This is a genomic window from Aliivibrio fischeri (assembly GCA_038993745.2).
Taxonomy (GTDB): domain Bacteria; phylum Pseudomonadota; class Gammaproteobacteria; order Enterobacterales; family Vibrionaceae; genus Aliivibrio; species Aliivibrio fischeri_B.
In genome coordinates, this window is record CP160629.1 from 2,366,708 (window position 1) to 2,392,695 (window position 25,988).

General features: G+C 38.2%; 19 protein-coding genes, 1 tRNA gene, 1 rRNA gene and 1 other annotated feature. Of the genes, 6 read left to right on the forward strand and 15 right to left on the reverse strand.

The features are described 5' to 3' along the window. Positions 1-29: 29 nt before the first annotated feature. The 3 genes from mscS to AAFX60_011460 all read right to left on the reverse strand — a co-directional run bounded on the left by mscS (position 30) and on the right by AAFX60_011460 (position 3,458). Complete coding sequence (gene mscS, locus AAFX60_011450; GenBank protein ID XDF77291.1) at positions 30-890, reverse strand: small-conductance mechanosensitive channel MscS; 861 nt, start codon at positions 888-890, stop codon at positions 30-32. A 240-nt stretch (positions 891-1,130) separates the two neighbouring features. Further along, a complete protein-coding gene (yaaA, locus tag AAFX60_011455; GenBank protein XDF77292.1) occupies positions 1,131-1,910 on the reverse strand; it encodes a peroxide stress protein YaaA in 780 nt (259 codons plus the stop codon). Positions 1,911-2,024: 114 nt separating this feature from the next. Further along, on the reverse strand, positions 2,025-3,458 hold the full coding sequence (locus AAFX60_011460; protein XDF77293.1) for a sodium:alanine symporter family protein: 1,434 nt from the start codon (positions 3,456-3,458) through the stop codon (positions 2,025-2,027). 718 nt (positions 3,459-4,176) lie between these two features. On the opposite strand from AAFX60_011460, the gene AAFX60_011465 reads away from it, so the two are divergent. Next, entirely contained in the window at positions 4,177-4,356 is a 180-nt protein-coding gene (locus AAFX60_011465) for a DUF3545 family protein (protein XDF77294.1), read from the forward strand. A gap of 48 nt (positions 4,357-4,404) precedes the next feature. Here the strand turns inward: AAFX60_011465 and AAFX60_011470 are convergent, their stop codons facing one another. The 3 genes from AAFX60_011470 to nfo form a co-directional block, all read right to left on the reverse strand. After that, the gene (locus AAFX60_011470; protein XDF77295.1) at positions 4,405-4,932 is read right to left on the reverse strand and encodes a hemerythrin domain-containing protein; all 528 of its coding nucleotides are present in this window, start codon (positions 4,930-4,932) and stop codon (positions 4,405-4,407) included. An 89-nt stretch (positions 4,933-5,021) separates the two neighbouring features. Beyond that, complete coding sequence (gene ung / locus AAFX60_011475; GenBank protein ID XDF77296.1) at positions 5,022-5,696, reverse strand: uracil-DNA glycosylase; 675 nt, start codon at positions 5,694-5,696, stop codon at positions 5,022-5,024. Continuing rightward, entirely contained in the window at positions 5,696-6,544 is an 849-nt protein-coding gene (nfo, locus tag AAFX60_011480) for a deoxyribonuclease IV (GenBank protein ID XDF77297.1), read from the reverse strand. Before nfo ends, ung begins: the two co-directional genes overlap by 1 nt. A 362-nt stretch (positions 6,545-6,906) precedes the next feature. Here nfo and grcA point away from each other — a divergent pair, with 362 nt between their 5' ends. After that, positions 6,907-7,284, forward strand: a complete 378-nt coding sequence (grcA, locus tag AAFX60_011485) for an autonomous glycyl radical cofactor GrcA (GenBank protein XDF77298.1) — start codon at positions 6,907-6,909, stop codon at positions 7,282-7,284. Between the two features lie 191 nt (positions 7,285-7,475). Here grcA and thrC read toward each other — a convergent pair whose 3' ends face one another. From thrC to AAFX60_011505, 4 genes are all read right to left on the reverse strand, one after another. Then, on the reverse strand, positions 7,476-8,759 hold the full coding sequence (thrC, locus tag AAFX60_011490; protein XDF77299.1) for a threonine synthase: 1,284 nt from the start codon (positions 8,757-8,759) through the stop codon (positions 7,476-7,478). Continuing rightward, the gene (gene thrB, locus AAFX60_011495) at positions 8,756-9,712 is read right to left on the reverse strand and encodes a homoserine kinase (GenBank protein XDF77300.1); all 957 of its coding nucleotides are present in this window, start codon (positions 9,710-9,712) and stop codon (positions 8,756-8,758) included. Before thrB ends, thrC begins: the two co-directional genes overlap by 4 nt. A 1-nt stretch (position 9,713) precedes the next feature. Then, on the reverse strand, positions 9,714-12,173 hold the full coding sequence (gene thrA, locus AAFX60_011500; GenBank protein ID XDF77301.1) for a bifunctional aspartate kinase/homoserine dehydrogenase I: 2,460 nt from the start codon (positions 12,171-12,173) through the stop codon (positions 9,714-9,716). Between the two features lie 115 nt (positions 12,174-12,288). Further along, positions 12,289-12,405: a sequence feature (Thr leader region), on the reverse strand. Positions 12,406-12,574: 169 nt separating this feature from the next. After that, positions 12,575-13,051: a putative 4-hydroxy-4-methyl-2-oxoglutarate aldolase gene (locus AAFX60_011505; protein ID XDF77302.1), complete on the reverse strand. Its 477-nt coding sequence runs from the start codon at positions 13,049-13,051 to the stop codon at positions 12,575-12,577. Between the two features lie 448 nt (positions 13,052-13,499). Between AAFX60_011505 and arcA the strand changes: the two genes are divergently transcribed. Then, entirely contained in the window at positions 13,500-14,219 is a 720-nt protein-coding gene (gene arcA, locus AAFX60_011510) for a two-component system response regulator ArcA (GenBank protein XDF77303.1), read from the forward strand. A 77-nt stretch (positions 14,220-14,296) separates the two neighbouring features. On the opposite strand, the gene AAFX60_011515 is transcribed toward arcA, so the two are convergent. The 3 genes from AAFX60_011515 to AAFX60_011525 are packed head-to-tail and all read right to left on the reverse strand — an operon-like array spanning position 14,297 to position 18,114. Beyond that, positions 14,297-14,743 (reverse strand): membrane lipoprotein lipid attachment site-containing protein, encoded by a 447-nt coding sequence (locus AAFX60_011515; protein XDF77304.1) that lies wholly within the window; start codon positions 14,741-14,743, stop codon positions 14,297-14,299. An 8-nt stretch (positions 14,744-14,751) separates the two neighbouring features. After that, positions 14,752-17,118: an aerobic respiration two-component sensor histidine kinase ArcB gene (gene arcB / locus AAFX60_011520; protein XDF77305.1), complete on the reverse strand. Its 2,367-nt coding sequence runs from the start codon at positions 17,116-17,118 to the stop codon at positions 14,752-14,754. A 54-nt stretch (positions 17,119-17,172) separates the two neighbouring features. Continuing rightward, entirely contained in the window at positions 17,173-18,114 is a 942-nt protein-coding gene (locus AAFX60_011525; GenBank protein ID XDF77306.1) for a TIGR01212 family radical SAM protein, read from the reverse strand. Positions 18,115-18,679: 565 nt separating this feature from the next. On the opposite strand from AAFX60_011525, the gene gltB reads away from it, so the two are divergent. The 3 genes from gltB (at position 18,680) to AAFX60_011540 (ending at position 25,462) form a co-directional block, all read left to right on the forward strand. Next, on the forward strand, positions 18,680-23,227 hold the full coding sequence (gene gltB / locus AAFX60_011530) for a glutamate synthase large subunit (protein XDF78937.1): 4,548 nt from the start codon (positions 18,680-18,682) through the stop codon (positions 23,225-23,227). After that, complete coding sequence (locus tag AAFX60_011535) at positions 23,227-24,699, forward strand: glutamate synthase subunit beta (GenBank protein ID XDF77307.1); 1,473 nt, start codon at positions 23,227-23,229, stop codon at positions 24,697-24,699. The genes gltB and AAFX60_011535 overlap by 1 nt, the downstream gene beginning before the upstream one ends. Before the next feature lie 331 nt (positions 24,700-25,030). Then, positions 25,031-25,462, forward strand: coding sequence for a DUF1499 domain-containing protein (locus AAFX60_011540; protein XDF77308.1), 432 nt, complete (start codon positions 25,031-25,033; stop codon positions 25,460-25,462). 286 nt (positions 25,463-25,748) lie between these two features. On the opposite strand, the gene AAFX60_011545 is transcribed toward AAFX60_011540, so the two are convergent. After that, positions 25,749-25,825: transfer RNA gene (locus tag AAFX60_011545), tRNA-Asp, on the reverse strand. Between the two features lie 44 nt (positions 25,826-25,869). Further along, positions 25,870-25,985 (reverse strand): 5S ribosomal RNA (gene rrf, locus AAFX60_011550). Positions 25,986-25,988 lie beyond the last annotated feature (3 nt).

Below are 25,988 nucleotides of genomic sequence, written 5' to 3' on the forward strand. Positions count from 1 at the left end.
AGCATTTAATATTTTGATTTAAATAAAAATTAATCTACTTTATTTAAATGAACATCCATTTGTGGGAATGGGATCTCAATACCTTCGTTATCTAGGCCTTCTTTAATCGCTTGAAGCGTATCAAAGTACACATCCCAATACTCAGCAGTTTTACACCACGGGCGAACAACAAAGTTTACAGATGAATCAGCTAGAGCTACAACACCAACCGTTGGAGCAGGTGTTTTCAATACACGAGGATCTGACTCAAGTACTTTTGTAATGACTTCTTTTGTTTTCTTAAGATCCGCACTATAAGAAACACCAATAACATGATCTACACGACGCGTTGCATGGCGAGAATAGTTTGTAATTGGGCTACCAATAACACCACCATTTGGTACTACAACCATTTTGTTATCAGGTGTAGTTAGGATCGTTTGGAAAATTTGAATTGAATCAACTGACCCCGCAACACCACCAATCTCAACATAATCGCCAGATTTAAATGGACGGAAAGCAACAATCAATACACCAGCTGCAAAGTTTGATAGAGAGCCTTGAAGCGCTAAACCAACCGCTAAACCAGCCGCACCAATCACAGCAACAACCGATGCTGTTTGTACGCCAACTTTACCTAATGCAGCAATTAATACGATGATGAATAAAAGGTAACGAACAAGAGTGTGAACAAAGTCAACAACCGCTTTATCCATCTTTTTCTTTTTAAGTACGTTACTTACACTGTTCGCTACTTTTTTTACGATAATGTTACCGATAAAAAGAATCGCGAGAGCTGAAATAATGTTTACACCATAAGTAATAAACAATTCAGTATTATCTGTTAGCCAATGCTCTAAGTTAGCTACGCCAGTTGTAGCTAAATCAGTTACAGCGCCTTGATCTGCCATTTGATTTGTCCTTTTATAGTTATTCTCAAAAAATTGAGAGGGTTGCCATTATTTTGACATTACGCCGATTTTAACACTTTCTGTGTTAACTTGGGGGTAAAATCCATTTTAAAACCTGATTATTTCACTACTTTCTCTTCTATAAGAAGCTGAAAAAGTTTAAATTACAACCACCTAGTTAATATAACCAGTTAAACACAAATGTGAAACACTTTATTGACATTTCATTTATTAAAATATTTATTTATTCTGCTCTTCTCGCTTAAAGACTAACGTCGTTGCTGTTGATTCCGCCTCAACAAAGTAATATCCATCACTATCAAAACTCTTTAGTTCTTCAACATTAGAAATCTTATTTTGAATAATAAAGCGAGCCATTAATCCACGAGCTTTTTTCGCATAAAAACTAATAATTTTATACTGTCCATTTTTGCAATCTTTAAATACAGGAGTAACAATATCTGCTTTTAGCTCCTTTGGCTTAACCGATTTAAAGTACTCATTAGATGCTAAATTAACTAGTGTTTCAGAACCTTGCTCTTCTAACTCTTGGTTAAGTTTATTGGTGATTAAACTCCCCCAAAATTGATACAAATTTGAACCTCGCTCATTTTCAAGTTTAGTTCCCATTTCAAGACGATAAGGCTTCATTAAATCCAGTGGCTTTAATAATCCATACAAGCCAGATAACATTCTCAAATTGGTTTGAGCGTACTCAATCTCACTTTCACTCAAACTGTTTGCATCTAAACCTGTGTATACATCCCCTTTAAAAGCAAATAAGGCAGGTCGAGCATTCTCTTGAGTAAACGTCGTTGACCACTCTTCAAAGCGAACAGCATTTAAACTGGCAATTTTATCACTTACTTTCATTAACTTAGCGATATCAACAGGCGTTAATGTTCTGCATGCCTTAATTAACTCAGCCGAATCTGAAATGAAATCAGGTTGAGTAAAAGCAGATGTTGGTAGCGGTGTTTCATAATCGAGTGTTTTTGCTGGAGAAACCACAATAAGCATGAGCAAGATATCCCTTTGTATTTTTATATATACAAGATATTAACGATTCAAATAAAAAAAAGCCACGCTCGAATGCATGGCTTTATCTATTTATTTGATGGGCAAAAACAATGACTATTTTTGCTCTTTTGTATTATCCCAAATCCCTTCCTCTAATTGAGAGTGAAGCTCTGGATAATCTTTACTATCAAAGGTAGGTAATTTACCTTCTTTAAGTTGCTTATTATAATCTTTAGCAAGCTTAATCACGGTTCCTGACAGCAATGCGATAGCTATTAAGTTTACAATTGCCATTAATCCCATTGATACGTCCGCTAATGCCCATACAGTAGGTAATGAGGATAACGCTCCAAACATTACCATACCCAGAACGATCACTCGGAAAATACCAATGCCCGCTTTATGATTATGTTCTAAGAAGATTAAATTCGTTTCTGCATAAGAGTAGTTGGCAATAATCGAAGTAAAAGCGAAAAAGAAAATCGCGACAGCAACAAAAATACCGCCCCAATCACCAACTTGACTTGTTAATGCTAACTGAGTTAATTCAATACCCGTGACTTCTCCATGAGGAACATACTCACCAGACATTAAAATGATAGCCACTGTCGCAGAACAAATCACAATTGTATCCATGAATACACCTAGCATTTGCACATAACCTTGAGATGCTGGATGCGGAGGATATGGTGTCGCAGATGCAGCAGCATTAGGAGCTGACCCCATACCAGCCTCATTCGAGAACAAACCACGCTTAATACCATTAATCATAGCTTGAGCTATTGCATAACCTAAACCACCTGCGGCAGCTTCTTGTAGGCCAAATGCACTCTTGAATATCAAGCTAATCACACTTGGTAGCTTTTCAATGTTGGTAAACATGATAAAGAAAGCAATTGCCAAGTAGGCTAAAGCCATTACTGGAACAACAATTTCAGCAGTACGTGCAATTGTTCTAAATCCACCAAAAATAACAACCGCAGATAAAATGACAATCGCAACACCAACATACAAAGGTTTCCAACCAAATGCAGTTTGCATTGCACCAACGATAGAGTTGGCTTGAACAGCGTTAAATACAAGACCAAATGCGATGATTAAAAATACTGAAAAAAGCACGCCCATCCAGCGCATTCCAAGTCCCTTCTCCATATAATAAGCAGGACCACCACGATAATTACCGTCATCGTCTTTGGTTTTATATAATTGCGCTAATGTGCTTTCTGCAAATGATGTTGCCATACCTAACATCGCAATCAACCACATCCAAAAAATAGCACCTGGGCCACCAGCGGTAAGCGCAACAGCTACCCCTGCCATGTTCCCGGTGCCAACTCGAGCCGCTAAACTCGTACATAATGCTTGGAATGATGATATACCTGATGTGTCTGACTTTCGACTGTCCTTCAATACCGAAAACATATGTCCAAAATGACGGAATTGAATAAAACCTAATCGAACAGTGAAGTAGATACCGATAGCAACTAATAAATATACAAGTACTGAACCCCATAATAGGTCATTCAATAAATTAATAAGACTTGCCACTTTTTCCCCTCAGTTACATTCGTAAAAACACATACACACTTAACTATTATTAAGTGTCCCCTTCTCGCTCTAATCTTAAGCTTACAATTCTATTAATTATGGGATTACCCCTTTATTCACTTTCATGAATTATTTATGCATTCATGCTGCTTAAGATTGGCGTGCTGAATGATGATCAGTATTTGATAAAAAATCAATAGAAAACACATGTGTTAAGGGTGACACTTTTTCTACAACCTCAGAAAAAAGTGCAATAAAGGCAACAAATAGTACGCATATTAATGACATTTCAATCAACAAAATCACAAAATAAGATTGGAGTTATGAAAAATAAATACTCATGATTTAAATGAATGCCTAATAGAAAACAACAAGATACTTGCTGCAATATTACCAATCATTTTTTAATACCTACCATAATAGCGAAACAAACGTTTGCTAATAAACCGAATGATAGCAGATAACCGTCAGTATTCTTGTTAACATAAATCAAACATAAAAAATTTAGCTATCTTTTGGTTTTTTATTACTTTATGACGCTCATTTTGAGTTTTAATCATCTATATATTGCATTTAAGTGATCGTTATCTCATAAAAAATTCATAAAAAATCAACAAATGAGAAACAGTTCAAGGTCATAATCTATTCTCTATGATACTTAATAGCATGCTAAATGGATGGTTTTACTCTTTGTAATAATTAATAAAATGAGGTGCTTATGGATGGGTACACACTAAACGATATATTAGCAACGAAAACAACAACGACAAAAAAGAAGCAAGCCAAACGTCTATGGCGTGAGATTGAAGAGATTCAAGATCGTCGTCAATTATTACATGAGCTTAAAGAGCTCGACCCTTTTTTCAACGGCAATCTAGACGATGTTTATCTAAAATAATCAATAAAAAAGGAGAGCCTAGCGCTCTCCTTTTTTATGAAATGACCTTTACCTAACTTTTTTCGCTAATTCTCGATAACGTTTATCAACGGTCTCACCAAAAACAGGGTCATCTATTTCTTTCCATCCTTTCTCAAGGGCATCCCAATCGTCCGTTGTTAAGTGCGCTTTTAAAAAAGGAAAAATCTCTTGCTCTTCTTGTTCTAAATGATCTTTTATGCGTTTAGTAAATGCCTTCAAATGAGCTTTAAATATGTCTTTAGGCACAATGGCATCATTTAGAATCATATCAATCGTAATTGAAAAGTCTTCAGTATCTTGTGAAAGAGTATGATGCGCTTCAAGCAAGTCACTTACCCCCTCATGTTTACCATAATGATCAATATAATATTGATAAATCATATCTTCTTTAGGATGATGAGTTTTTTCAGCAAAAGAAGATAAATAATCAACGCCTTCACGAATTACATTATAGTTAACTGTTTTTTCATCCTCTAATCGTTCCAACTTACTATCAAGTAATTGCACAATACGATTTATGTATCCATGCTCCTTATAAATACTTTCAATAAGCATCCTGTCCTCCTTTACTTTGTAAACTATTACAATAGATAAGTGTATATCATCAGTATGAGAGCACAGGATTTAGTTCAAATTTTATCCAGTTAACTTGATGTAACCGATCCCCAATTGATTTCAGATAAGTTTTGCTGGCGTAATAATTCATTCGTTTGTGAAAAATGCTTACAACCAAAAAAACCACGATGTGCAGATAATGGAGATGGATGAGGTGCCTGAAGAATAAAGTGGCGACTTGTATCAATATTCGCTCCTTTTTTCTGAGCGTGAGCCCCCCACAATAAAAAAATAACGCCTTCCATATCATCATTGATTTTTTTGATGATGGCATCCGTGAAGGTTTCCCAACCAAACTTGGCATGAGAATGCGCTTTTGCTTCCTCAACGGTCAGAACCGTGTTCAACAACAGCACCCCTTGTTCTGCCCATGTTTTTAAATATCCATGTTCAGGAATAGTAAAACCAGGAATATCCTCAGCCAGTTCTTTATACATATTACGTAAAGAAGGAGGAATTTTTACTCCTGGTAACACAGAAAAAGACAAACCATGTGCTTGTCCCTCTCCGTGATAAGGGTCTTGACCAAGAATAACCACTTTAACGTCATTAAAAGGAGTTAAATCAAACGCAGTAAAAATATGATCTTCTTTTGGGAAAATAGATTTTCCAAGAGAACGTTGGGCATCAATCTTTTCCGACATAGACTGATAGTAAGCCTTATTTTTTTCTGCTGATATAATAGAGTTCCAAGTTAATGCCATTATTTTTTCTCACTTAGCGTTCTTAATTGAGCTATCTCATCTTTCCAAATATCAGGATCAATCGTTTCCAAAACTAGCGGTATATTATTAAATCGGTCATCCTGCATAATATATTCAAAGCAATCCCAACCTATCGTTCCTTGTCCCAATGAATGATGGCGATCAACTCGACTGCCTAATTCGATTTTTGCATCATTGATATGCATACCTCGTAAATATTGAAAACCAACAATACGTTCGAATTCAGCGAAAGTATGTTCACACGCTTCTTTTGAACTTAAATCGTACCCAGCAGCAAACGTATGGCAAGTATCAATGCATATCCCTACTCGAGTTTTATCTTCGACCTGTTCAATAATTTGAGCCAGTTGTTCAAATTTCCATCCCAAATTGGTTCCTTGCCCTGCCGTATTTTCAATAACAGCAACAACATCGGGAACCGCTTGGTGTGCAAGATTGATCGATTCAGCAATTAAAGATATACATTCATCTTCTGAAATTTTTTTCAAATGACTTCCTGGATGAAAGTTTAATAACGTTAAACCAAGTTGATGGCAGCGCTCCATTTCATCAATAAAAGCAGCTCGTGATTTTTCAAGCTTCTCAGTTTCAGGCGCACCTAAATTAATTAAGTATGAGTCATGCGGTAGTATTTGCTCACTACTAAAGCCAAATCGCTTACAGTTAGCCTTAAAATCAGAGATGATTTTCTTTGTTAATGGTTTTGCTACCCATTGACGTTGGTTTTTTGTAAATAAAGCAAAGGCATTAGCACCAATTTGATAAGCGCGTTTTGGCGCTTGATCAACACCACCAGCAGCAGATACATGCGCACCAATATATTTCATCTCTGTTATTTCCTTTCAAAATTTATTTCGTCTTATTATTACGGTAAACACTTTATTTGTCAGTACTTCTCTGCCCTACCTACAATTGGCTATATAAATCACAAATGAGGTAAACAGCTAATTTTGTAGTAAATTCACTACAAAACGGAAAAAGACAAACAAAACCAATAACCATAAAAAATGTGCTACAAGCAAGCTATATGGAACTTTATTGATTTAGGACAAGATTTTCAATCTGAATTAATTGAAAGTTTTTGTAGTTTTTTGACATATATCAATATACAAAGTAAGGGTATCATGTATATAATGTGATCCATAAGATATTTAGAAAATAACCACAAAGTGGACTAGGAGAAAGTAAAATGATCACAGGTATCCAAATTACTAAAGCAGCAAATGACGATCTTCTTAACTCAATCTGGCTACTAGATAGCGAGAAAAACGAAGCACGTTGTGTTGTTGCAACAGCAGGTTTTGAAGCTGACCAAGTTATCGCAGCAAGCGAACTAGGTGAGTACGAAAGCCGTGATGTTGCTATCGAAAAAGCACCAAAAATTGAAGGTGGTCAACACCTAAATGTTAACGTTTTACAACGTGACACTCTAGAAGATGCTGTTAAGCACCCAGAGAACTACCCACAACTAACTATCCGTGTATCTGGTTATGCTGTGCGTTTTAACTCTCTAACAACAGAACAACAAAAAGACGTTATCGCACGTACTTTTACTGAATCTCTATAATTTTATAGTCGATTTAAAAATACGAAACGGCACTCAATGCTCATGAGTGCCGTTTTTTTATGCCAATCACAGTAAGTATTTAACTGCTAAGGTGCTCAATTATTTACTACGATTGATATTATTACTTTAGCCATATAAAAAAGTCCCTTTGATCATTAACCAAAGAGACTCATCTATTTCAATCTTAGTGCTTATTGAACTTTTCTTAATACTGCTTTAAGTGCATCAAAATCATTATCTAAATCTTCAGATAGCAATTCCATCGCATTATGCTTGGCTAATGGAGCAGGTAGCTCAATATCATTACCTAGGATATCTTCAACTACTTCTTTAAACTTAGCTGGATGTGCTGTACATAAGAAAAGGCCAGTTTCACCATCAGAGAGTTGCTCATTCAATATACGATAAGCAATGGCACCATGAGGCTCACATAGATAGCCTGCTTGATTCATCTCTTTTAATGTTTCAGCACTTTGCTCATCAGTAACTGCACCTTTACCAAGAGTTTCTAATCCCCATCCTAAACGCTGACATAGCTCTTCAATACGAGGCCAGTTATTTGGTTGACTTACATCCATTGCATTTGAAATCGTTGGGATTGTGACTTTAGGTTCCCATTGACCCGTTTCAAGATAACGAGGAACGGTATCATTAACATTCGTTGCAGCAATAAAGCGTTTTACAGGTAAGCCTAATGATTTCGCCAATAATCCCGCAGTTAAGTTGCCAAAATTACCACTTGGCACTGAAATAACGACATCATTACGTTTTTCTTTCGGTAGTTGAGATACCGCCTCAAAATAGTAGCAAATCTGTGCCATCAAACGGCTAATATTGATTGAGTTTGCAGAGTTTAATCCAACTTCTTTACGCAGTTCTGCATCATCAAAAGACTGTTTCACTAATGCTTGGCAATCATCAAAATCACCATCAACAGCAACGGTATGGATATTCTTACCTAATGTACAAAATAACTTCTCTTGCAACGGACTGATTTTACCTTTCGGGTAAAGAATGACGACCTTAATATTGTCCATACCATAAAAAGCATGAGCAACAGCCGCACCAGTATCACCCGATGTTGCTGTTAAAATCGTAATTTGTTCATCGCTATCGGTCACAGCAGCTAAAGATTGAGCCATAAAACGGCCACCAAAATCCTTAAATGCTAATGTTGGTCCATGAAATAACTCTAACGCATAGACATCATCTTTAACGGCTTTAATCGGTGCAGGAAATTGGAATGCATTCTCAACCATACTTCTTACAGTATCTTGAGGCAGCTCCTCTTTGATAAAAGCAGATAAAATTTTAGTACTACGAGAAATAAAATCCTCAGCAAGAAGTGCATCAACATCATCAAACTTAGGTAATTCTGATGGAAAAAATAGTCCTTGATTACGACCTAAACCTTGGCGAACCGCTTGGCCAAAAGAGACCTGCTCATCATTTTCTTTTATGTTATACAGCTTCATAGTTTACTTCCTGTCACTTGTGATCCTTGCTTATCTAAACGACAAACATGAACAAATCCTTCATTATTTTGAACGTAATTTTCTTGTAGCCAACGAGATACTCTATCCGCTACATCTTTATCTTTGCATATACTAAAAAGTGTCGGGCCTGAACCTGAAATCCCTGTCGTTAATGCACCTGCTGATGCTGCGTATTCACGAGCTTTAGCAAAGTTTGGTAGCAAGCGCTCTCTATAAGGTTCAGCCACCACGTCTTTAATCATCTTTGCTGCAAGTTCAGGTTGCTTTGAATAACAAGCATGAATAAAACCAGCAAGGTTACGACCATGTGCAATCACATCTTGACGACGGTATTGAGAAGGTAAAATCTCACGAGCTTCAGCGGTTGATACTTTAATTCCTGGATAAGCCATAACCCAATACCATTCATCAAAGCATGGAACTTCTTGACTAATAATACCAAGCTCTTCCACCATTAACTGTAAACCACCAAGATAACATGGAGCTACATTATCATAGTGAATACCACCTGATATCTGCCCTTCCATTTCTCCCATTAATGCCAATAGTTCCATGTCATTTAAAGGGTTATCGTGAAATTGGTTTAATGCATCTAACGCCGCAACAATAGAACAAGCACTAGAACCAAGGCCTGAACCAATTGGCATATTTTTCTCTAAAATCATGTGAACATTCTTTAATGCCACATTTTTTTTATTCAATTCACGAGAAAATACACACCAACAGTCGTAAACAATATTGTCTTTCGGGTTTTCAGGTAATTTATCCACAAAGCTGCCAGCGGTAGCTAATGTAAATGCCTCACTTCCAAGTTCAACTAAAACACGATCTCCCAATAGTGTACCGTCAATAGGTGAGACTGCTGCGCCTAATACATCAAAGCCAACACTTACATTTCCTATTGATGCAGGAGCATAAACAACAACACTCATTCTATACTCCTAATTTCCAACCAAGCGTACGCATTAAATCAGAGAACACGCCAGCAGCGGTTACTTCGGTTCCTGCGCCATAACCACGTAATACTAATGGGATAGGTTGATAATAGCGGCTATAGAAAGCCAATGCGTTCTCGCCATCTTTAATTTTAAACATAGGATCATCGCCATCTACAGCAACAATTCTTACTTTACATTTACCGTCTAAGATCTCACCAACATAGCGTAATACCTTGCCATCTTCTGCTGCAATAGCCGATTGCTCAGCAAAATACGCATCCGCTTCAGGAAGTCGAGCCATAAACTCTTCAACCGTACCTGAGTCGTCAAAGCCCGGCGGTAATGCTTGTTCAACTTCTACATCATCTAGCTCAATTTCTAATCCAGACTCACGAGCTAGAATTAATAATTTACGAGCAACATCCATACCTGAAAGATCATCTCGAGGATCTGGTTCTGTAAAGCCATTCTCTTTCGCTACGTTTGTTGCTTCGCTTAATGACATTCCTTCATCTAACTTACCAAAGATATAAGAAAGAGAGCCAGACAAGATGCCGTTGAACTTTTCAAGCTCATCACCTGCTGCAATCAAGTTCTGTAAGTTTTCGATAACAGGTAAGCCAGCACCAACCGTTGTTTCATACATAAATTTACGACGAGTACCACGAGCAGCATTACGTAACTGGTGGTAATAAGCCATTGAATCCGTATTGGCTTTCTTATTTGGTGTAATAACGTGAAAACCAGCTGATAGGAAATCAACGTATTGAGCAGCGATACCATGGTCAGACGTACAATCAACAATAACTGGGTTAATAATATGGTTACGTTGAACCAAAGCAATTAAACGAGCTAAGCTGAACTCCTCAGAGGTATTGCTCATGCGTTCACGCCAATCTTCTAGCGGAATGCCTTTACTATCCAGTAGTAATCCTCGGCTATTTGCCAAGCCACATACTCGAATTTCAATGCCTTTCTCTGCCAATTTTGGTTGCTGGCGTTTGATTTGATCAACTAATTCACCACCAACACCACCAACACCAACAACAAATACATCTAAGAAATGTTTACTATTGAATAGGTTTTCATGACATGCTTTTATCGACTCAGATACTTTATCTTCAGGAATAACAGCAGAAATCGCACGCTCAGAAGATCCTTGCGCAATGGCAATAATATTCACATTAACTTCAGTAAGAGAAGTAAAGAATTGAGATGCGACGCCTTTCGATGTACGCATGCCATCGCCAACCAAAGTAACAATGGCAACATTATCTGTAAACTCAACCGGCTCTAATAAGCCATCTTTAAGTTCTAATTCAAACGCTTCTCTTAGTACTTGCTCTGCCTTGCATTTGTCTTCAGCTTCAATACAGAAACTTATACTGTACTCTGATGAGGATTGAGTAATAAGAACAATTGAGATCCCTGTTGCCGACATAGCACCAAATACACGGCTTGCCATACCAACCATGCCTTTCATACCCGGCCCACTAACATTAACCATGGTTAAATTATTGAGTGTAGTGATGCCTTTAATCGCCAGATTATCTTCACCGGTATCTTGACCGATTAGAGTCCCTGCACCTTGAGGGTTAAAGCTATTTTTTATTAGACAAGGAATGTGGAATTGAGCAATAGGAGCGATGGTTTTCGGGTGAAGAACGGAAGCACCAAAGTAAGAGAGCTCCATAGCTTCTTGATAACTTAATGATTTTAATAGACGAGCATCATCAACTAAACGTGGGTCACAATTATAAACACCATCTACATCAGTCCAAATTTCACAACATTCAGCTCGTAAACATGCTGCAAGTACTGCTGCTGAATAATCAGAACCATTACGGCCAAGAGTTACCAACTCTCCTTTCGCATTACCAGCAGTAAAGCCAGGCATAATATTTACATGACCTTGCGGCAATGGTTCATTCTTAAAGTTTAATGTTGATACATCAACATCTACCGCACCTTCAAGGTAATCGCCTTTCGCATATAAATACTTAACAGGATCAATTAAGCTTGCTGGTTGACCTTTTGCTTCTAATACGGCTTTCATCATGACAATAGAAATGCGTTCACCTTTACTGATGATTTTTGCATATACATTATCAGGACACATACCAAGCAAGGTGATCCCATGAGCATATTGACGTAATTGAGAAATAGAATCTTTCAGCTTATTTTCAAGTAATTTAAGATCAACTTGTGGAAGGGTGTTAGAAATACCACTAAATAATTGAGTAAAAACAGATTCTAGTTCTGAGATTTGTAATTCTGCTTCACCATTGGTAAGAAGATTATCAACCACTGAAACTAATTTATTTGTTACTTTTCCAGGCGCTGATAATACGACAGAAACTTCTTGTTGCTGTGCATTATTAGCAATAATGTCTGCGGCACGTAAAAAACGATCTGAATCAGCTAATGACGAACCACCAAATTTTAATACTCGCATTTCTTCCTCCCTAAAAACGAGTGCTACTGCAATATCCTTACTGCATAACTAACATCATCATAACCTTTTCATTTGATAATAAAAGAATGCAATTAAGAATTAGTAACAAATTTGCAAAAAAAAAGCCTGCTCTGGTAATCAGAGCAGGCTTTTTCATATACTTATACGTATCAGCCCACCCCAGCAACCATGGTGCCGGTAATTGTTGTGGTAATAATCATAGAGCTGATAATAAACATATAATAAATTCTAAAGTAAATTGTTTGTCTTATGTAACATTTACCTTACTTAGAGCTAATAAGTCAATGAAAAGTTTATTTATTTACTCAATAAAATATACAAACTAATCACCAAGACCTTGAATAATAAAAACAAATATTTTATTTATTTATAAAATTTATTTAAATTAATAACTCTTTACTCATTAATAACCCATTGAGATCTGCATAAATATAATCTCCTGGAGAAATCATTTTTCCATTAATAGTGAGAGAAACTTGTTGCTCTCCTGCGCCTCTCTTCTCTGTTTTAAAAGGTGAGGTGCCTAGTGCCTTTAGGCCTAATGGCATGGTTTGTATTGCACCGACATCACGTACAACACCGTAAACAATCACTCCTTCCCATTGATTTTCAACAGCTAAGGTAGCAACTTGATCACCAAGTAACGCTTTTTGACGCGATCCATTTCCATCTATGAATAATACTTTGCCCTTTCCATTCTGCTGGAGTACTTCTCTAACCAAAGAATTATCTTTATAACAACGAACCGTTACAATCTCGCCATAAAAACACGCCTTCCCGCCAAAGTTTTTAAAATCGATATCAACTAACTGCACTTTATCTTCAAACTGATCACAAATATCAGGTAATAAATCCATTTTATGTTCTCCTTGTTTGTAAAATCGACTATACAATAACAACATTTTTCAAATTACTTAGTTAGTATTCGCATAGATATTTACAATTTCAATATAGATATGTTGCCTTATTTATTACTACACTCTATTGTTATCGGTTGCTATTGATATAAATCAATAAAATGTATGGAAATAAAAATCGCTTATTGTTAGAGTGGTGTTAAAGGATTAAAATCCTGCTTCTAATGGAGTTTCAGTAAGTAGCTCACTAAATTAGAGCTTTATCTTGTTATTGACTTTATATTCAATAACAACCACCAAGGATGGCGTACCGTTTAGGTTTGAATTCTTCTATATTACTTTTTATTAACTATTGAAGAATCTATTTTCCTATTTGTAAATTTTTTATTATAGAATTAAAATTTGTTAATTCTACTTTTGACTTTAACCAGTTAGTTAGGTACCGCCCATGCAAACCCCACAGATCCTAATCGTTGAAGATGAACACGTAACTCGTAATACGTTAAAAAGCATTTTTGAAGCTGAAGGCTACAATGTTTTTGAAGCTAGCGATGGCGAAGAAATGCATAAAGTGCTTTCTGAACAGCAGCTTAATCTTGTGATTATGGATATTAACCTGCCAGGTAAAAATGGCCTTCTTCTTGCTCGCGAACTTCGTGAACGAGGCGATATGGCATTAATGTTCCTAACAGGCCGTGATAATGAAGTTGATAAGATTTTAGGTTTAGAAATTGGCGCTGATGATTACATCACAAAACCATTCAACCCACGTGAACTGACTATTCGTGCACGTAACTTATTAACTCGTTCAATGAACCAAAACACAGTTGTTGAAGATAAGAAAATGGTTGAGCGCTATGTGTTCAACGGTTGGACTGTAGAAATCAACAGCCGTTCTCTTGTTAGCCCAAGCGGTGAGAGCTACAAGCTTCCACGTTCTGAATTCCGTGCTCTGCTTCACTTCTGTGAAAACCCAGGCAAAATCCAGACTCGTGCAGATCTACTGAAAAAAATGACTGGTCGTGAGCTTAAGCCACACGATCGTACAGTAGACGTAACTATCCGTCGCATCCGTAAGCACTTTGAATCTGTAACTGATACTCCAGAGATCATCGCTACAATTCACGGTGAAGGCTACCGCTTCTGTGGTGACCTAGAAGAGCTATAAGAATCTCTTCTATCTGACTTTAAATAAAATGCCCAGCTATCACTAGCTGGGCATTTTTTTATCTATATAGCATAGTATTAATATACTGTATCAACACTCACGTTGGTTTCAATAATCCACTCACCACTTGCTTTAATTGCAATATCTACTTTTTTGCTTGCGTCTAAGGTGTGGAATGTCTGGCCTGCCACTTCCCAATTATGATTATCTTGAACTCGTACTTCATATTCCTCTTCGGTTACTTCCCAAGAGTCGTCACCTTGACGTAGTTCAACACGTTCAATATTCAATTCAGGTGCTATGACTTGTTTTGAGCTCAAACCTAATGCAAAGTTAACTTTACTCTCATCACTATCTTCACCAATAGTTGGCATTTGATCTATCCAAATGGCTGAATTCAATTCAATTTTGGCATTCATCATTTCAATTTTATTATCTTGTTTCCAATCCGCTTCTGATTGATTCGTCATTTGACAACCAGATAAAGCTGTTATTAGTGTTGCGGCAAATAGTACCTTCTTCATATTATTCCTTACTTATCTTGCTGCTCTAACCAGCTTTTTAAAATTTGAATATCATGTTCGTATTCATTTTTGATTTCTTCAACCCAATCATCAATATTTTCCCACCACGCAGGTAAATCTGGTGATTGTGCTTTCTGTGCGACTTGTTGAATATGTTTTAACCCAATCGAGCCTGCTGCACCTTTCATTTTATGCGTTTCAAACACAATGCCATCTTGGTCTCTGGCCGTCATGTTTGTATCAAGTATTTGAATGTATTCTTTCATACTTTTTTCAAACATTTCGATATTTGCATAAATAGGTTTTGTTCCTACTATCTCAATATAAGACTCTAACATTTCTAGATCGAGTAAACATTCAATTAGCTGATCATTTTCAGTAGGTTCAGAAGATGCTTCTTGTTCTTGTGGTACGCTTGGAATATCTGTCTTCTTCTCTGACATTGAAAATTGCTCAAGTACCTCGGTTAACGCTTTAACACTCAGTGGTTTACTTAACGCTTCATCCATTCCATTTTTAAAATACTCATCTTTTTCTTTAAGTAAATTAGCCGTTAATGCAATTAATGGCGGTAAATTATCAAACTTATCACGTAATGTTTTAGCAACATCAAACCCTGTCATATCAGGCAATTGAATATCTAAAAGCGCTAGATCATACTTAGTTGGATCAAATTGCTTTATCGCATCTTCACCACACATTGCAACATCAACGGTATGACCTAAGCTTTCTAATAAAGAACACGCTACCGTGACGTTTAACTCAATATCTTCAAGCATAAAAATGCGTAATGACTTTGAGCTTTTTGTCTCAGGCATTGCCTCTTCTTCTTCTACATGATCAACTAATGGAACATTAATTGTCACTATAAAAGTACTACCAAAATCGACTTCACTCGTAACCGTGATATCACCACCCATTAAATTTATCAGCTCTTTTGATACCGCTAGCCCAATCCCGGTCCCTACAGCATGTAAGTTATCCTTGCCTTGCTTAACTTGATAATACATTGCAAAAACATTTTCTAACTCTTCTTCAGGAATACCGATTCCGGTGTCTTCTATCTCAAAGGTTATCTCTGCGCTATCCTGATGTATGTCCGCACTCACAGACATAACAACCCCACCTTCTTTGGTAAATTTGGTGGCATTACCAACAAGGTTCCATAACACCTGTCTTAATCGAGTGCTATCTACACTGATATGAGGAGGTAAGTCGGTCAAGCGCTCAAGATCAAAACGTAACCCTTTTTGTTCAGCCATAAGCCCCGAAATGTTTTCCATTTCAGTGACAAAACTAATGAAATCTAGCGGTTTAGGGAAAAGCTCTAATTTGCGGCGATCGAACTTATCCATATCGATAATATCGTTAAAAATATTGCCTAATGTAATGGCACTGACATTAATGGTTCTCATGTAATTATGTTGTTCATCATCTAAACGAGAGTCCAACAACATTCGGCTTAAACCGACAATACCATTTAATGGCGTACGTAATTCATGACTGATGGTTGAAATAAAGGTCGTTTTATCACGGCTCGCTTTTTGTAATGCATCTTCATATTCTTTACGTTCAGTAATATTTCGTCCAAAACCAACCAAGCCTAAACGACGACCATCTTTGCTATAAAATGGAATTTTACTCAATTCAAAACACGCTTTACGACCATCAGGGTAATCAAGCCATTGTTCATAGGTTAATGCTTGGTTTTCTTGTAAAACTTGCCTATCCGTATCAATAACTTTTGCAGCAACTTCGGCATCGTATACATCTTTAGGAGAGAGACCAATCAGCTCTTTTTCTAACTTGCCAGTCAGCTGCTCCATAGCTTTATTACAACCAGAGAATAGACCAAGATCGTTTCGGTAATAAATAATATCGGGAGAGGTATCTAAGTAAGATCGTAATAATGCGGTTTGTTCTGCTAATTCTAATTGTGCTTTCTCACGTTGGAATACTTCATTTTCGAGATCTTCCATCGCTTCTTGTCGTGCTTCTTCTGCTTTTTCACGTTCTTCAATTTCTTGATTTAGCTTTTTAACATTTCCTTTAAGCTTTTTATTTAAATCAAGATCTCGAGTACGCATCTCTTCAAGCTTACTCACCAATTTAGATAATCGTTGACGAGAATCTTCTAAATGTTCAACCACTACAGATAAAAAGAACACTGCCCAAGGCGTGATCAATAAACCAAAGAATACAGAACGAATAATATCAAGATCATTCACTTCACCGCTCAGAACAAGCGTCACACCAACCTGAACAATGACGGCGAGTGCAACTAAGGCAATGGCAAGTAATAGACTAAAACGGACAATGCCGAGCCTTACCATAAGATCGACATAAAATTGCGCGAGAATTTTTAACTGCTTCATAAACATACCCTGATAATATTCACATAAATAATATCAGGGTTAGATGCATTTGAGTTATTTTTTCAGCACTGGAGCAGTATATTTGAAAGGTTGATCAATCAATGAACCTTGAGGACCACTATTATTTAATGCCATACCAACATTGGTTAATCCTAACCATCTTGGTTCACACCACAATGGCGATAATAGTGTTGGTTGACGCGCGGTTGCTGACACTCGGTGATAAACCACTTCAGGTGGCGTTAAACGAATAAGCTCACAAGCAATATCAACATATTCATCCATTTCTGGCGCATCGAGCTTGCCTGCACGCCATGCTTTCGCCATTGTACTACCTTCAACGATATGCAAAGGGTGCAATTTAATACCATCAGTTCCTGTCGCTAATACTTTATCTAACGTTTGACGGTTATCATCTCTAGTATCACCAGGTAATCCAATAATTAAATGCGTACAAACTTTAATACCTAAAGAGCGAGCTTTACGAGTAATGGCATCATAACAAGCAAAATCATGTCCACGGTTAATACGTTTCAATGTTTTATCATTCGCGGTTTGTAGGCCTAACTCCAACCATACTTCATAGCCATCATCGACATAACCTTTGAGTAAATCTAATACCGCATCAGGAACACAATCAGGACGAGTACCAACACAAAGCCCGACAATATTGGCAGCTTTTAATGCCTCTTCGTACATATTTTTTAAAACTTGCACTTCAGCAAAAGTACTCGTGTAAGCTTGAAAATAAGCCAAATACTTTTTCGCACGCTGAACTTCACCCGCTCTATCGGTCAATTGATCATGAATCGATTTAAATTGTTCTTGTTCGTCAGCAAATGAAGCTACATTACAAAATGTACAGCCACCTTTACCTATTGTTCCATCTCGATTCGGGCAGCTAAATCCACCGTGCAACGTCAGTTTATGTACTTTTTCGCCATATCTGCGTTGTAAATCTTGTCCAAAAGTATTTGCTAATTCGTGAAGTTGCATGGGAGTAACCAGTATTAAATCAAGCACTTACTTCACAAACAAAAAGAAGTTTTCTTATTATTTATGAAAGTTGCTAACTCGTTTGTAAAAAAAGACCGTAAATAATAACGATATTCCGCTATCTCTATTCTAATTTATATCAATAAAAGTCGCATAAACTGGCAATTATTAGAGAAAAACACCGTTTTATATTAAATATTTATTCATTTTGATGAAAAAAAGTGAAATTTACGTGCAACTTTAGTTGGTATTTAATATGACAAAAATGTAGGATAGTTACATCGTTAATTAGTTTAATTTGCCACCAATATGGTTATTGGGGCGTTTCGATAGTGATATCTACCCTCTTTAAACAAGTACTACGGATAAAAGTATTTGATGGATATCACAATGGATTGGTTAGTTTGCACGTCACAATAAGTGATGCCAGTAAACACCAGAATGGATTCAAACTTGCAACCTCTTGAGACTAACTCACTGCAAGTTCGATTTGAAAATTAGCAAAGGACTAGACAGAAACTTACGTAGAGAAGTTGTGTCTGCATTAAACTGGAAGGAAGTATCTATGGTAGATAGAGAGCAGAATGCACAAGGCATGTATACTCCAGAACTGGAGCATGATGCGTGTGGTATCGGTTTTGTCGCTCACCTAAAGAACCGCAAATCCCATGATGTGGTAACTCAAGCACTTGATATGCTAGCTCGAATGGAGCACCGTGGTGGTCAAGGCTGTGATCCATGCAGTGGTGATGGCGCGGGTATTCTTTTACAGAAGCCACATGAGTTTTTATTAGAAGAAGCCGTTAAACTCAGCATTAAATTACCTTCTTTTGAAAAGTATGGTGTTGGTGTTGTTCTATTCCCTAAAGATGAACACAAACGTCAACAATGTAGAGATATTTTAGAACGTAATGCACAACGCTTGGATTTAGAAATCCTTGGCTACCGCATTCTTCCTGTCGATAACTCGATGTTAGGAGATGATCCTCTAAGCACAGAACCACAATTTGAACACGTATTTATTTCTGGTGGCCCATCAATGAGCCCTGAAGAACTAGAACGTAAATTATATGTTTTACGTAACTATACGGTTCGTGTGTGTTTAGAAAGCATTTCAAATATCGGTGATGATTTTTACATTAACTCTCTATCGTACAAAACCTTGGTATATAAAGGTCAATTAACGACTGAACAAGTACCACAGTACTTCTTAGATTTACAAAATCCAACGATGGTGACAGCCTTAGCGTTAGTTCACTCTCGTTTCTCAACGAATACTTTCCCACGCTGGCGTTTAGCTCAACCATTCCGTTACATTGCACATAACGGTGAAATCAATACAGTTCGTGGTAACTTAAATTGGATGAAAGCGCGTGAAGCGATCATCGAATCTGATTTATTCACTCAACAAGAAATTGATATGCTACTGCCTATCTGTCAAGAAGGCAGCTCTGACTCATCTAACTTTGACATGGCTTTAGAACTTCTGGTTCTTTCTGGTCGTAGCTTGCCACATGCACTCATGATGATGATCCCTGAAGCATGGCAAGAAAATAAAAATATGGACCCAACACGTCGTGCATTTTACCAATATCATGCAAACGTAATGGAACCATGGGATGGCCCAGCTTCTGTTTGTTTCACCGATGGTGTACAGGTAGGTGCAACACTTGACCGTAATGGTCTTCGCCCTTCTCGTTATACTGTGACAAAAGATGACTTCCTTGTCATGGCTTCAGAATCAGGTGTTGTTGACATTGCACCTGAAAACGTAGAATTCCGTGGTCGTTTACAGCCAGGGCGTATCTTTGTTGCTGACTTAGAGCAAGGCCGTATTATTTCTGATGAAGAAGTAAAAGATGGTATTGCTAATGCGCAGCCTTATCAAAAATGGGTTGAAGAAAACCTATTAAGTTTAAATAAACTGCCTGAAGCAACAAACCAATTCAGTCAACCATCTCCTGAGCGTCTACTAAACCGTCAACAAGCGTTTGGTGTGACATCAGAAGAAGTGAATGAAATTATTCTGCCATTAGCAAAAACGGCGTATGAACCCTTAACTGCAATGGGTGCCGATTGGCCATTAGCAATTCTTTCACATCAATCTCAGCATTTATCTAACTACTTTAAGCAATTATTTGCACAGGTAACTAACCCGCCGATCGACCCGATCCGTGAGCGTATGGTGATGTCTCTGAATACCTATTTAGGTAAAGATCAGAACTTACTGACTGAAACACCTGAACACTGTCAAAAAGTAGAACTTGAATCCCCTGTTCTTTCTAACTCTGAGTTAGAAAAACTTCGTGCGATTGATAACGAACACTTACAAGCTAAAACGCTTGATATCGTTTTCCAAGCAAATGAAGACGCAGGCAAACTTGAACGAGCACTTAAACGTATTTGTCAGTATGCAGAAGATGCTGTAATCGATGGTTACTCTATTATCCTTCTGACAGACCGTGCAGTGAACTCAAACCATGCTGCAATTCCTGCAATGCTTGCTGTAGGTGCTGTTCATCACCATCTAATTCGTAAAGGTTTACGAGCTAAATGTGACATCGTTATTGAAACGGGTGACGCTCGTGAAACTCACCATTTTGCAACACTCGTTGGCTATGGCGCTAACGCAGTAAACCCATACCTTGTTATTGAAACCATTGTTGAACTGCAGAGAACAAAGAAACTTGATCCTGAAGTATCAACAAAAGAATATTTTGATAACTACCGTAAAGGGGTTAATGGCGGTTTACTTAAGATCTTCTCTAAAATGGGTATTTCAACACTGCAGTCTTATCATGGTGCTCAAATCTTTGAAGCACTTGGTATTAGTAAGCCAGTTGTTGATAAATACTTCACAGGTACCGTTTCTCGTATCCAAGGTCTAACGATTGATGATATCGCAAAAGAAGTTCTTATCCGCCACCGTGTAGGTTATCCAACGCGCGAAATCCCTGTGCAAGTTCTTGATGTTGGTGGTGTATACCAATGGAAACAACGTGGTGAAAAACACTTGTTTAACCCTGAAACGATTTCACTACTACAAGAATCAACTCGTAATAAAGATTACGCTCAATTTAAGAAATATGCGAAAGCAGTAGATGATCAAGGTGATGATGCAGCAACACTACGTAGCCAACTTGATTTCATTAAAAACCCTGCAGGTTCAATCCCTCTGGAAGAAGTAGAGCCAATTGAGAATATTCTGAAACGTTTTGCAACTGGTGCAATGTCGTTTGGTTCAATTTCTCATGAAGCTCACTCAACACTTGCAGTGGCAATGAACCGCATTGGTGCTAAATCTAACTCAGGCGAAGGTGGTGAAGACCCTATCCGTTTTGAGAAGAAAAATAATGGTGACTGGGAACGTTCAGCTATCAAACAAGTCGCATCTGGTCGTTTTGGTGTTACCTCTTATTACCTAACTAACGCTGATGAGCTGCAAATTAAGATGGCTCAAGGTGCAAAACCAGGCGAAGGTGGTCAACTACCTGGTGATAAAGTCGATGATTGGATTGGTGCAACACGTCACTCTACTCCTGGGGTTGGTCTGATTTCACCACCGCCACATCATGATATTTATTCTATCGAAGATTTAGCACAACTTATCTACGATCTGAAAAACGCCAACCGTAAAGGACGCGTTAACGTTAAGTTAGTATCTGAAGCTGGTGTTGGTACTATCGCTTCTGGTGTAGCTAAAGCCAAAGCCGATGTGGTTCTTATTGCTGGTTTTGATGGTGGTACAGGTGCATCTCCAATGTCATCTATCCGTCATACCGGTCTTCCATGGGAGCTCGGTCTAGCAGAAACACACCAAACGCTACTGAAAAATGGTTTACGTAACCGTATCGTTGTTCAGTCAGATGGCCAAATGAAAACACCTCGAGATCTTGCAGTAGCAACGCTTCTTGGTGCAGAAGAATGGGGTGTAGCTACGGCTGCTCTTGTTGTTGAAGGCTGTATCATGATGCGTAAGTGTCATAAAAATACGTGTCCTGTAGGTATCGCAACGCAAAACAAAACACTTCGTGAGCGCTTTGATGGACGTGTTGAAGACGTGGTGACGTTCTTCCAATATATGGCTGAAGGCCTACGTGAAGTGATGGCAGAACTTGGTTTCCGCTCTATCGATGAAATGGTTGGTCAATCTCATAAACTTAAGGTTCGTGATGACATCGGACATTGGAAATATAAAAACCTAGACTTAACACCGGTTCTTCATATTGAACAACCACGTGCTGAAGATGGTATTTATAACCAAATTCAACAACAGCATAACCTTGAAGATGTTCTGGATCGCAAACTTATCCAAGCCGCAATTCCAGCATTAGAACGAGGCGAAGCCGTTACTGCTGAATTTGACATCATTAATACAGACCGAAGTGTCGGTACTATGCTGTCAAACGAGATTTCAAAAGTGTATAAAGACCAAGGTTTACCTCAACCGATGAACGTTAAATTCAACGGTTCTGCAGGTCAAAGTTTGGGAGCATTCCTAGCTAAAGGCGTGAAATTTGAAGTTGAAGGCGATGCGAACGATTACTGGGGTAAGGGCCTATCAGGCGGTACACTAGTTCTTTACCCAGATGCGAAATCAACGATTGTCGCTGAAGATAACATTGTTGTTGGTAACGTTTGTTTCTACGGTGCAACGTCAGGTGAATCTTACATTCGTGGTATGGCTGGTGAACGTTTCTGTGTTCGTAACTCCGGTGCCAAAGTGGTCGTTGAAGGTGTTGGTGATCACGGTTGTGAATACATGACTGGAGGGGTTGCTGTTATCCTTGGTTCAACGGGTCGTAACTTTGCTGCAGGCATGAGTGGTGGTATCGCTTATGTTTGGGATAAATCAGGCGATTTTGAATCTAAACTAAATCCTGAACTTGTTGATTTAGACCCTATTGAACAAGAAGATAAAGATCTTCTATTAGAAATGCTAACCAAGCATGTTGAATTCACAGGAAGTGAAGTTGCTCAGTCTTTCTTAGATAACTTTGAAGCTAACTTAGCCTCTTTGGCTAAAGTAATGCCGCGAGATTACAAAGCGGTACTTCAAAAGCGTAAAGCTGAAGCACAACAAGCACAAACGGAAGAAGTGGAGGCAGTATAATGGGTAAGCCTACTGGTTTTTTAGAGCATGGTCGTGAACTTCCAAAGAAGATCGACCCTAGTGTTCGAATTCAAGACAATAAAGAATTCGTCTTAAACGAAGAGTTTGGCGACAAAATTAATACTCAAGCATCTCGCTGTATGGATTGTGGTGTACCGTTTTGTCATAACGGGTGCCCTATTGGTAACATTATTCCTGAATTTAACGATGCCGTTTATCGTGATAGTTGGGAAGAAGCATGGAAGATCTTAAGTTCAACAAATAACTTTCCAGAATTTACTGGTCGAGTATGTCCTGCTCCTTGTGAAAGTGCCTGTGTTCTTGGTATCAACCAAGATCCAATCACAATTTGTAATATCGAGAAAACAATTGTAGAGACGGCATATCGTGAGGGCTACGCACAACCGAAAAAACCTCGTTCACGAACAGGTAAAACGGTAGCCATTGTTGGTTCAGGTCCTGCTGGCTTAGCAGCAGCAGAGCAACTTAATAGTGCTGGCCATTCAGTCACCGTATATGAGCGTGACGAAAAAGTAGGTGGACTACTTCGATTTGGCATTCCAGATTTTAAATTAGGAATGGACATTATTGATCGTAAAATCAATTTAATGGCTGATGCTGGTATTAAGTTCGAAGTTAACGCTCATATTGGTATTGATGTTAATGCACAGCAACTACGCCAAGATTTTGATGTCGTTCTACTTACTGGTGGTTCTACCGTGCCACGAGACCTGCCAATTCCTGGTCGTGACCTCAATGGGGTTCACTTTGCAATGGAGTTCCTAGGTCAAAATAACCGCCGTGCTAATAACATGGATTTAAAAACCAAAGAAATCCACGCTAAAGGCAAACACGTTGTAGTTATTGGCGGTGGCGATACAGGTTCTGACTGTGTTGGTACTTCTAATCGCCATGGTGCAGCAAGCATTACTCAGGTAGAGATCATGCCGATCCCACCAGAAAAACGCCCTGCAAATATGCCTTGGCCTCAATATCCGATGATCATGAAAACAACCACTTCTCACGAAGAAGGTTGTGAGCGTCATTGGAATATTTTAACCAAAGAATTTATCTCTGATGATGCTGGTAATGTAAAAGGTCTTCGTATTGCAGATATCGTTTGGCAAGATGCGAAGCCAGGTGAACGCCCAGGCTTTGATGAAGTTGCAGGCAGTGAACGAGTTATTCCTTGTGACCAAGCCTTCTTAGCTATGGGCTTCTTACATCCAGAACCAACGGGTGTATTAGCACAATTAGACATCAAGTTAGACGATCGTGGTAATGTGGCTACAGAGGGCTTTGCGACAAATCAAAAAGGTGTTTTTGCGGCAGGAGATATGCGAACAGGACAATCTCTGGTTGTTCGTTGTATTAATGAAGGTCGTGAATGTGCTCGTGAAATAGATAGCTATCTAATGGGTGGCTCTAATTTAGAAGCAAAAGCGGATTCATTAATGCTTTCTGCTTCATGATTTACTAAATTCAGGTTTCCTTCCAAACCTTTGGCCAACATTTCGATGTTGGCCTTTTTTCTGCTTCATAGCTAAAAACGACAATTTATACCATTCTGGATAAATAGTTGTTCAGATAATTGCGTAGGAAAAATCGATTATAGCAAGGCATAAATTACAGTAACTAGTGGATCTAATTACACAATTTATAACGCTGATATAATCGATTTTAACAAGCAAGAATGATCAAATACTTATGTAGATTGGTATTAAATACGATTTTTAGCTATTTTGTACTTATACTTCTTTAATAAACACCTAAATCTATAATAAAAAGTGGTTAATTATATTTATGAAAAAATTACTTCTCACTCTAGTTAGCTCTTCATTACTTGTTGCTTGTAGTCAAAGGACGGAATCAATGGAAGACAAATCAATCGCTCCTTGTGGAGATAAACCCAACTGCATATCAACACTCGACGAGCGTGAGGAGTTTACTGCAAAACCCTTTATATTAACTAGTTCAGCAAATATGAAAGCAATCAGCCATATTGCCAGTCAATTAAAAGGAGCTAAATTAGTTGATATTAATAATGATTACGCCCGCATTGAATGTACAAGCTCAGTATTCCGTTTTGTTGATGACTTAGAACTACGAATTTACGGTAATACTCTGATTGTTCGCTCTGAATCACGAACAGGTTACTCAGATTTTGGCGTAAACCGTAAGCGAGTGGAAAAGCTAAGAACACTATTAGAAGAAAAGGGACTTATTTCCCAATAAAAAACCTAACCAACTGAACTGCCACTTAGCTCTGTTTATCTCATTCAATTTTCTACAGACGTAAAAAAGCCCTAATCTTTCGATTAGGGTTTCTTCATATAAGTGGCGGAGTGGACGGGACTTTCTATCAACCTTGAAAGCAACACGTCCCCCGGCGTGATAGGCCGCTAAGCTCTCCAATAAAAAGCCTAACCAACTGAACTACCACTCCGCTCTGCTTATCTCATTCTATTTTCTACAAACGTAAAAAAGCCCTAATCTTTCGATTAGGGCTTTTTCAAATAAGTGGCGGAGTGGACGGGACTCGAACCCGCGACCCCCGGCGTGACAGGCCGGTATTCTAACCAACTGAACTACCACTCCGCAGTGGACTACTTGTCGTCGCTGACAAGTGTTCATAATTTAAAGCCTGGCGATGTCCTACTCTCACATGGGGAAACCCCACACTACCATCGGCGCTATTACGTTTCACTTCTGAGTTCGGCATGGGATCAGGTGGGTCCATAACGCTATGGTCGCCAAGCAA

What these genes read in the sequence shown, in the direction of transcription:
- mscS (XDF77291.1), bottom strand. Translation starts at nt 890, where the DNA reads ATGGCAGATCAAGGCGCTGTAACTGATTTAGCTACAACTGGCGTAGCT.
- yaaA (XDF77292.1), bottom strand. Translation starts at nt 1,910, where the DNA reads ATGCTTATTGTGGTTTCTCCAGCAAAAACACTCGATTATGAAACACCG.
- AAFX60_011465 (XDF77294.1), top strand. Translation starts at nt 4,177, where the DNA reads ATGGATGGGTACACACTAAACGATATATTAGCAACGAAAACAACAACG.
- AAFX60_011470 (XDF77295.1), bottom strand. Translation starts at nt 4,932, where the DNA reads ATGCTTATTGAAAGTATTTATAAGGAGCATGGATACATAAATCGTATT.
- ung (XDF77296.1), bottom strand. Translation starts at nt 5,696, where the DNA reads ATGGCATTAACTTGGAACTCTATTATATCAGCAGAAAAAAATAAGGCT.
- nfo (XDF77297.1), bottom strand. Translation starts at nt 6,544, where the DNA reads ATGAAATATATTGGTGCGCATGTATCTGCTGCTGGTGGTGTTGATCAA.
- grcA (XDF77298.1), top strand. Translation starts at nt 6,907, where the DNA reads ATGATCACAGGTATCCAAATTACTAAAGCAGCAAATGACGATCTTCTT.
- thrC (XDF77299.1), bottom strand. Translation starts at nt 8,759, where the DNA reads ATGAAGCTGTATAACATAAAAGAAAATGATGAGCAGGTCTCTTTTGGC.
- thrB (XDF77300.1), bottom strand. Translation starts at nt 9,712, where the DNA reads ATGAGTGTTGTTGTTTATGCTCCTGCATCAATAGGAAATGTAAGTGTT.
- thrA (XDF77301.1), bottom strand. Translation starts at nt 12,173, where the DNA reads ATGCGAGTATTAAAATTTGGTGGTTCGTCATTAGCTGATTCAGATCGT.
- AAFX60_011505 (XDF77302.1), bottom strand. Translation starts at nt 13,051, where the DNA reads ATGGATTTATTACCTGATATTTGTGATCAGTTTGAAGATAAAGTGCAG.
- arcA (XDF77303.1), top strand. Translation starts at nt 13,500, where the DNA reads ATGCAAACCCCACAGATCCTAATCGTTGAAGATGAACACGTAACTCGT.
- AAFX60_011515 (XDF77304.1), bottom strand. Translation starts at nt 14,743, where the DNA reads ATGAAGAAGGTACTATTTGCCGCAACACTAATAACAGCTTTATCTGGT.
- arcB (XDF77305.1), bottom strand. Translation starts at nt 17,118, where the DNA reads ATGAAGCAGTTAAAAATTCTCGCGCAATTTTATGTCGATCTTATGGTA.
- AAFX60_011525 (XDF77306.1), bottom strand. Translation starts at nt 18,114, where the DNA reads ATGCAACTTCACGAATTAGCAAATACTTTTGGACAAGATTTACAACGC.
- gltB (XDF78937.1), top strand. Translation starts at nt 18,680, where the DNA reads ATGGTAGATAGAGAGCAGAATGCACAAGGCATGTATACTCCAGAACTG.
- AAFX60_011535 (XDF77307.1), top strand. Translation starts at nt 23,227, where the DNA reads ATGGGTAAGCCTACTGGTTTTTTAGAGCATGGTCGTGAACTTCCAAAG.
- AAFX60_011540 (XDF77308.1), top strand. Translation starts at nt 25,031, where the DNA reads ATGAAAAAATTACTTCTCACTCTAGTTAGCTCTTCATTACTTGTTGCT.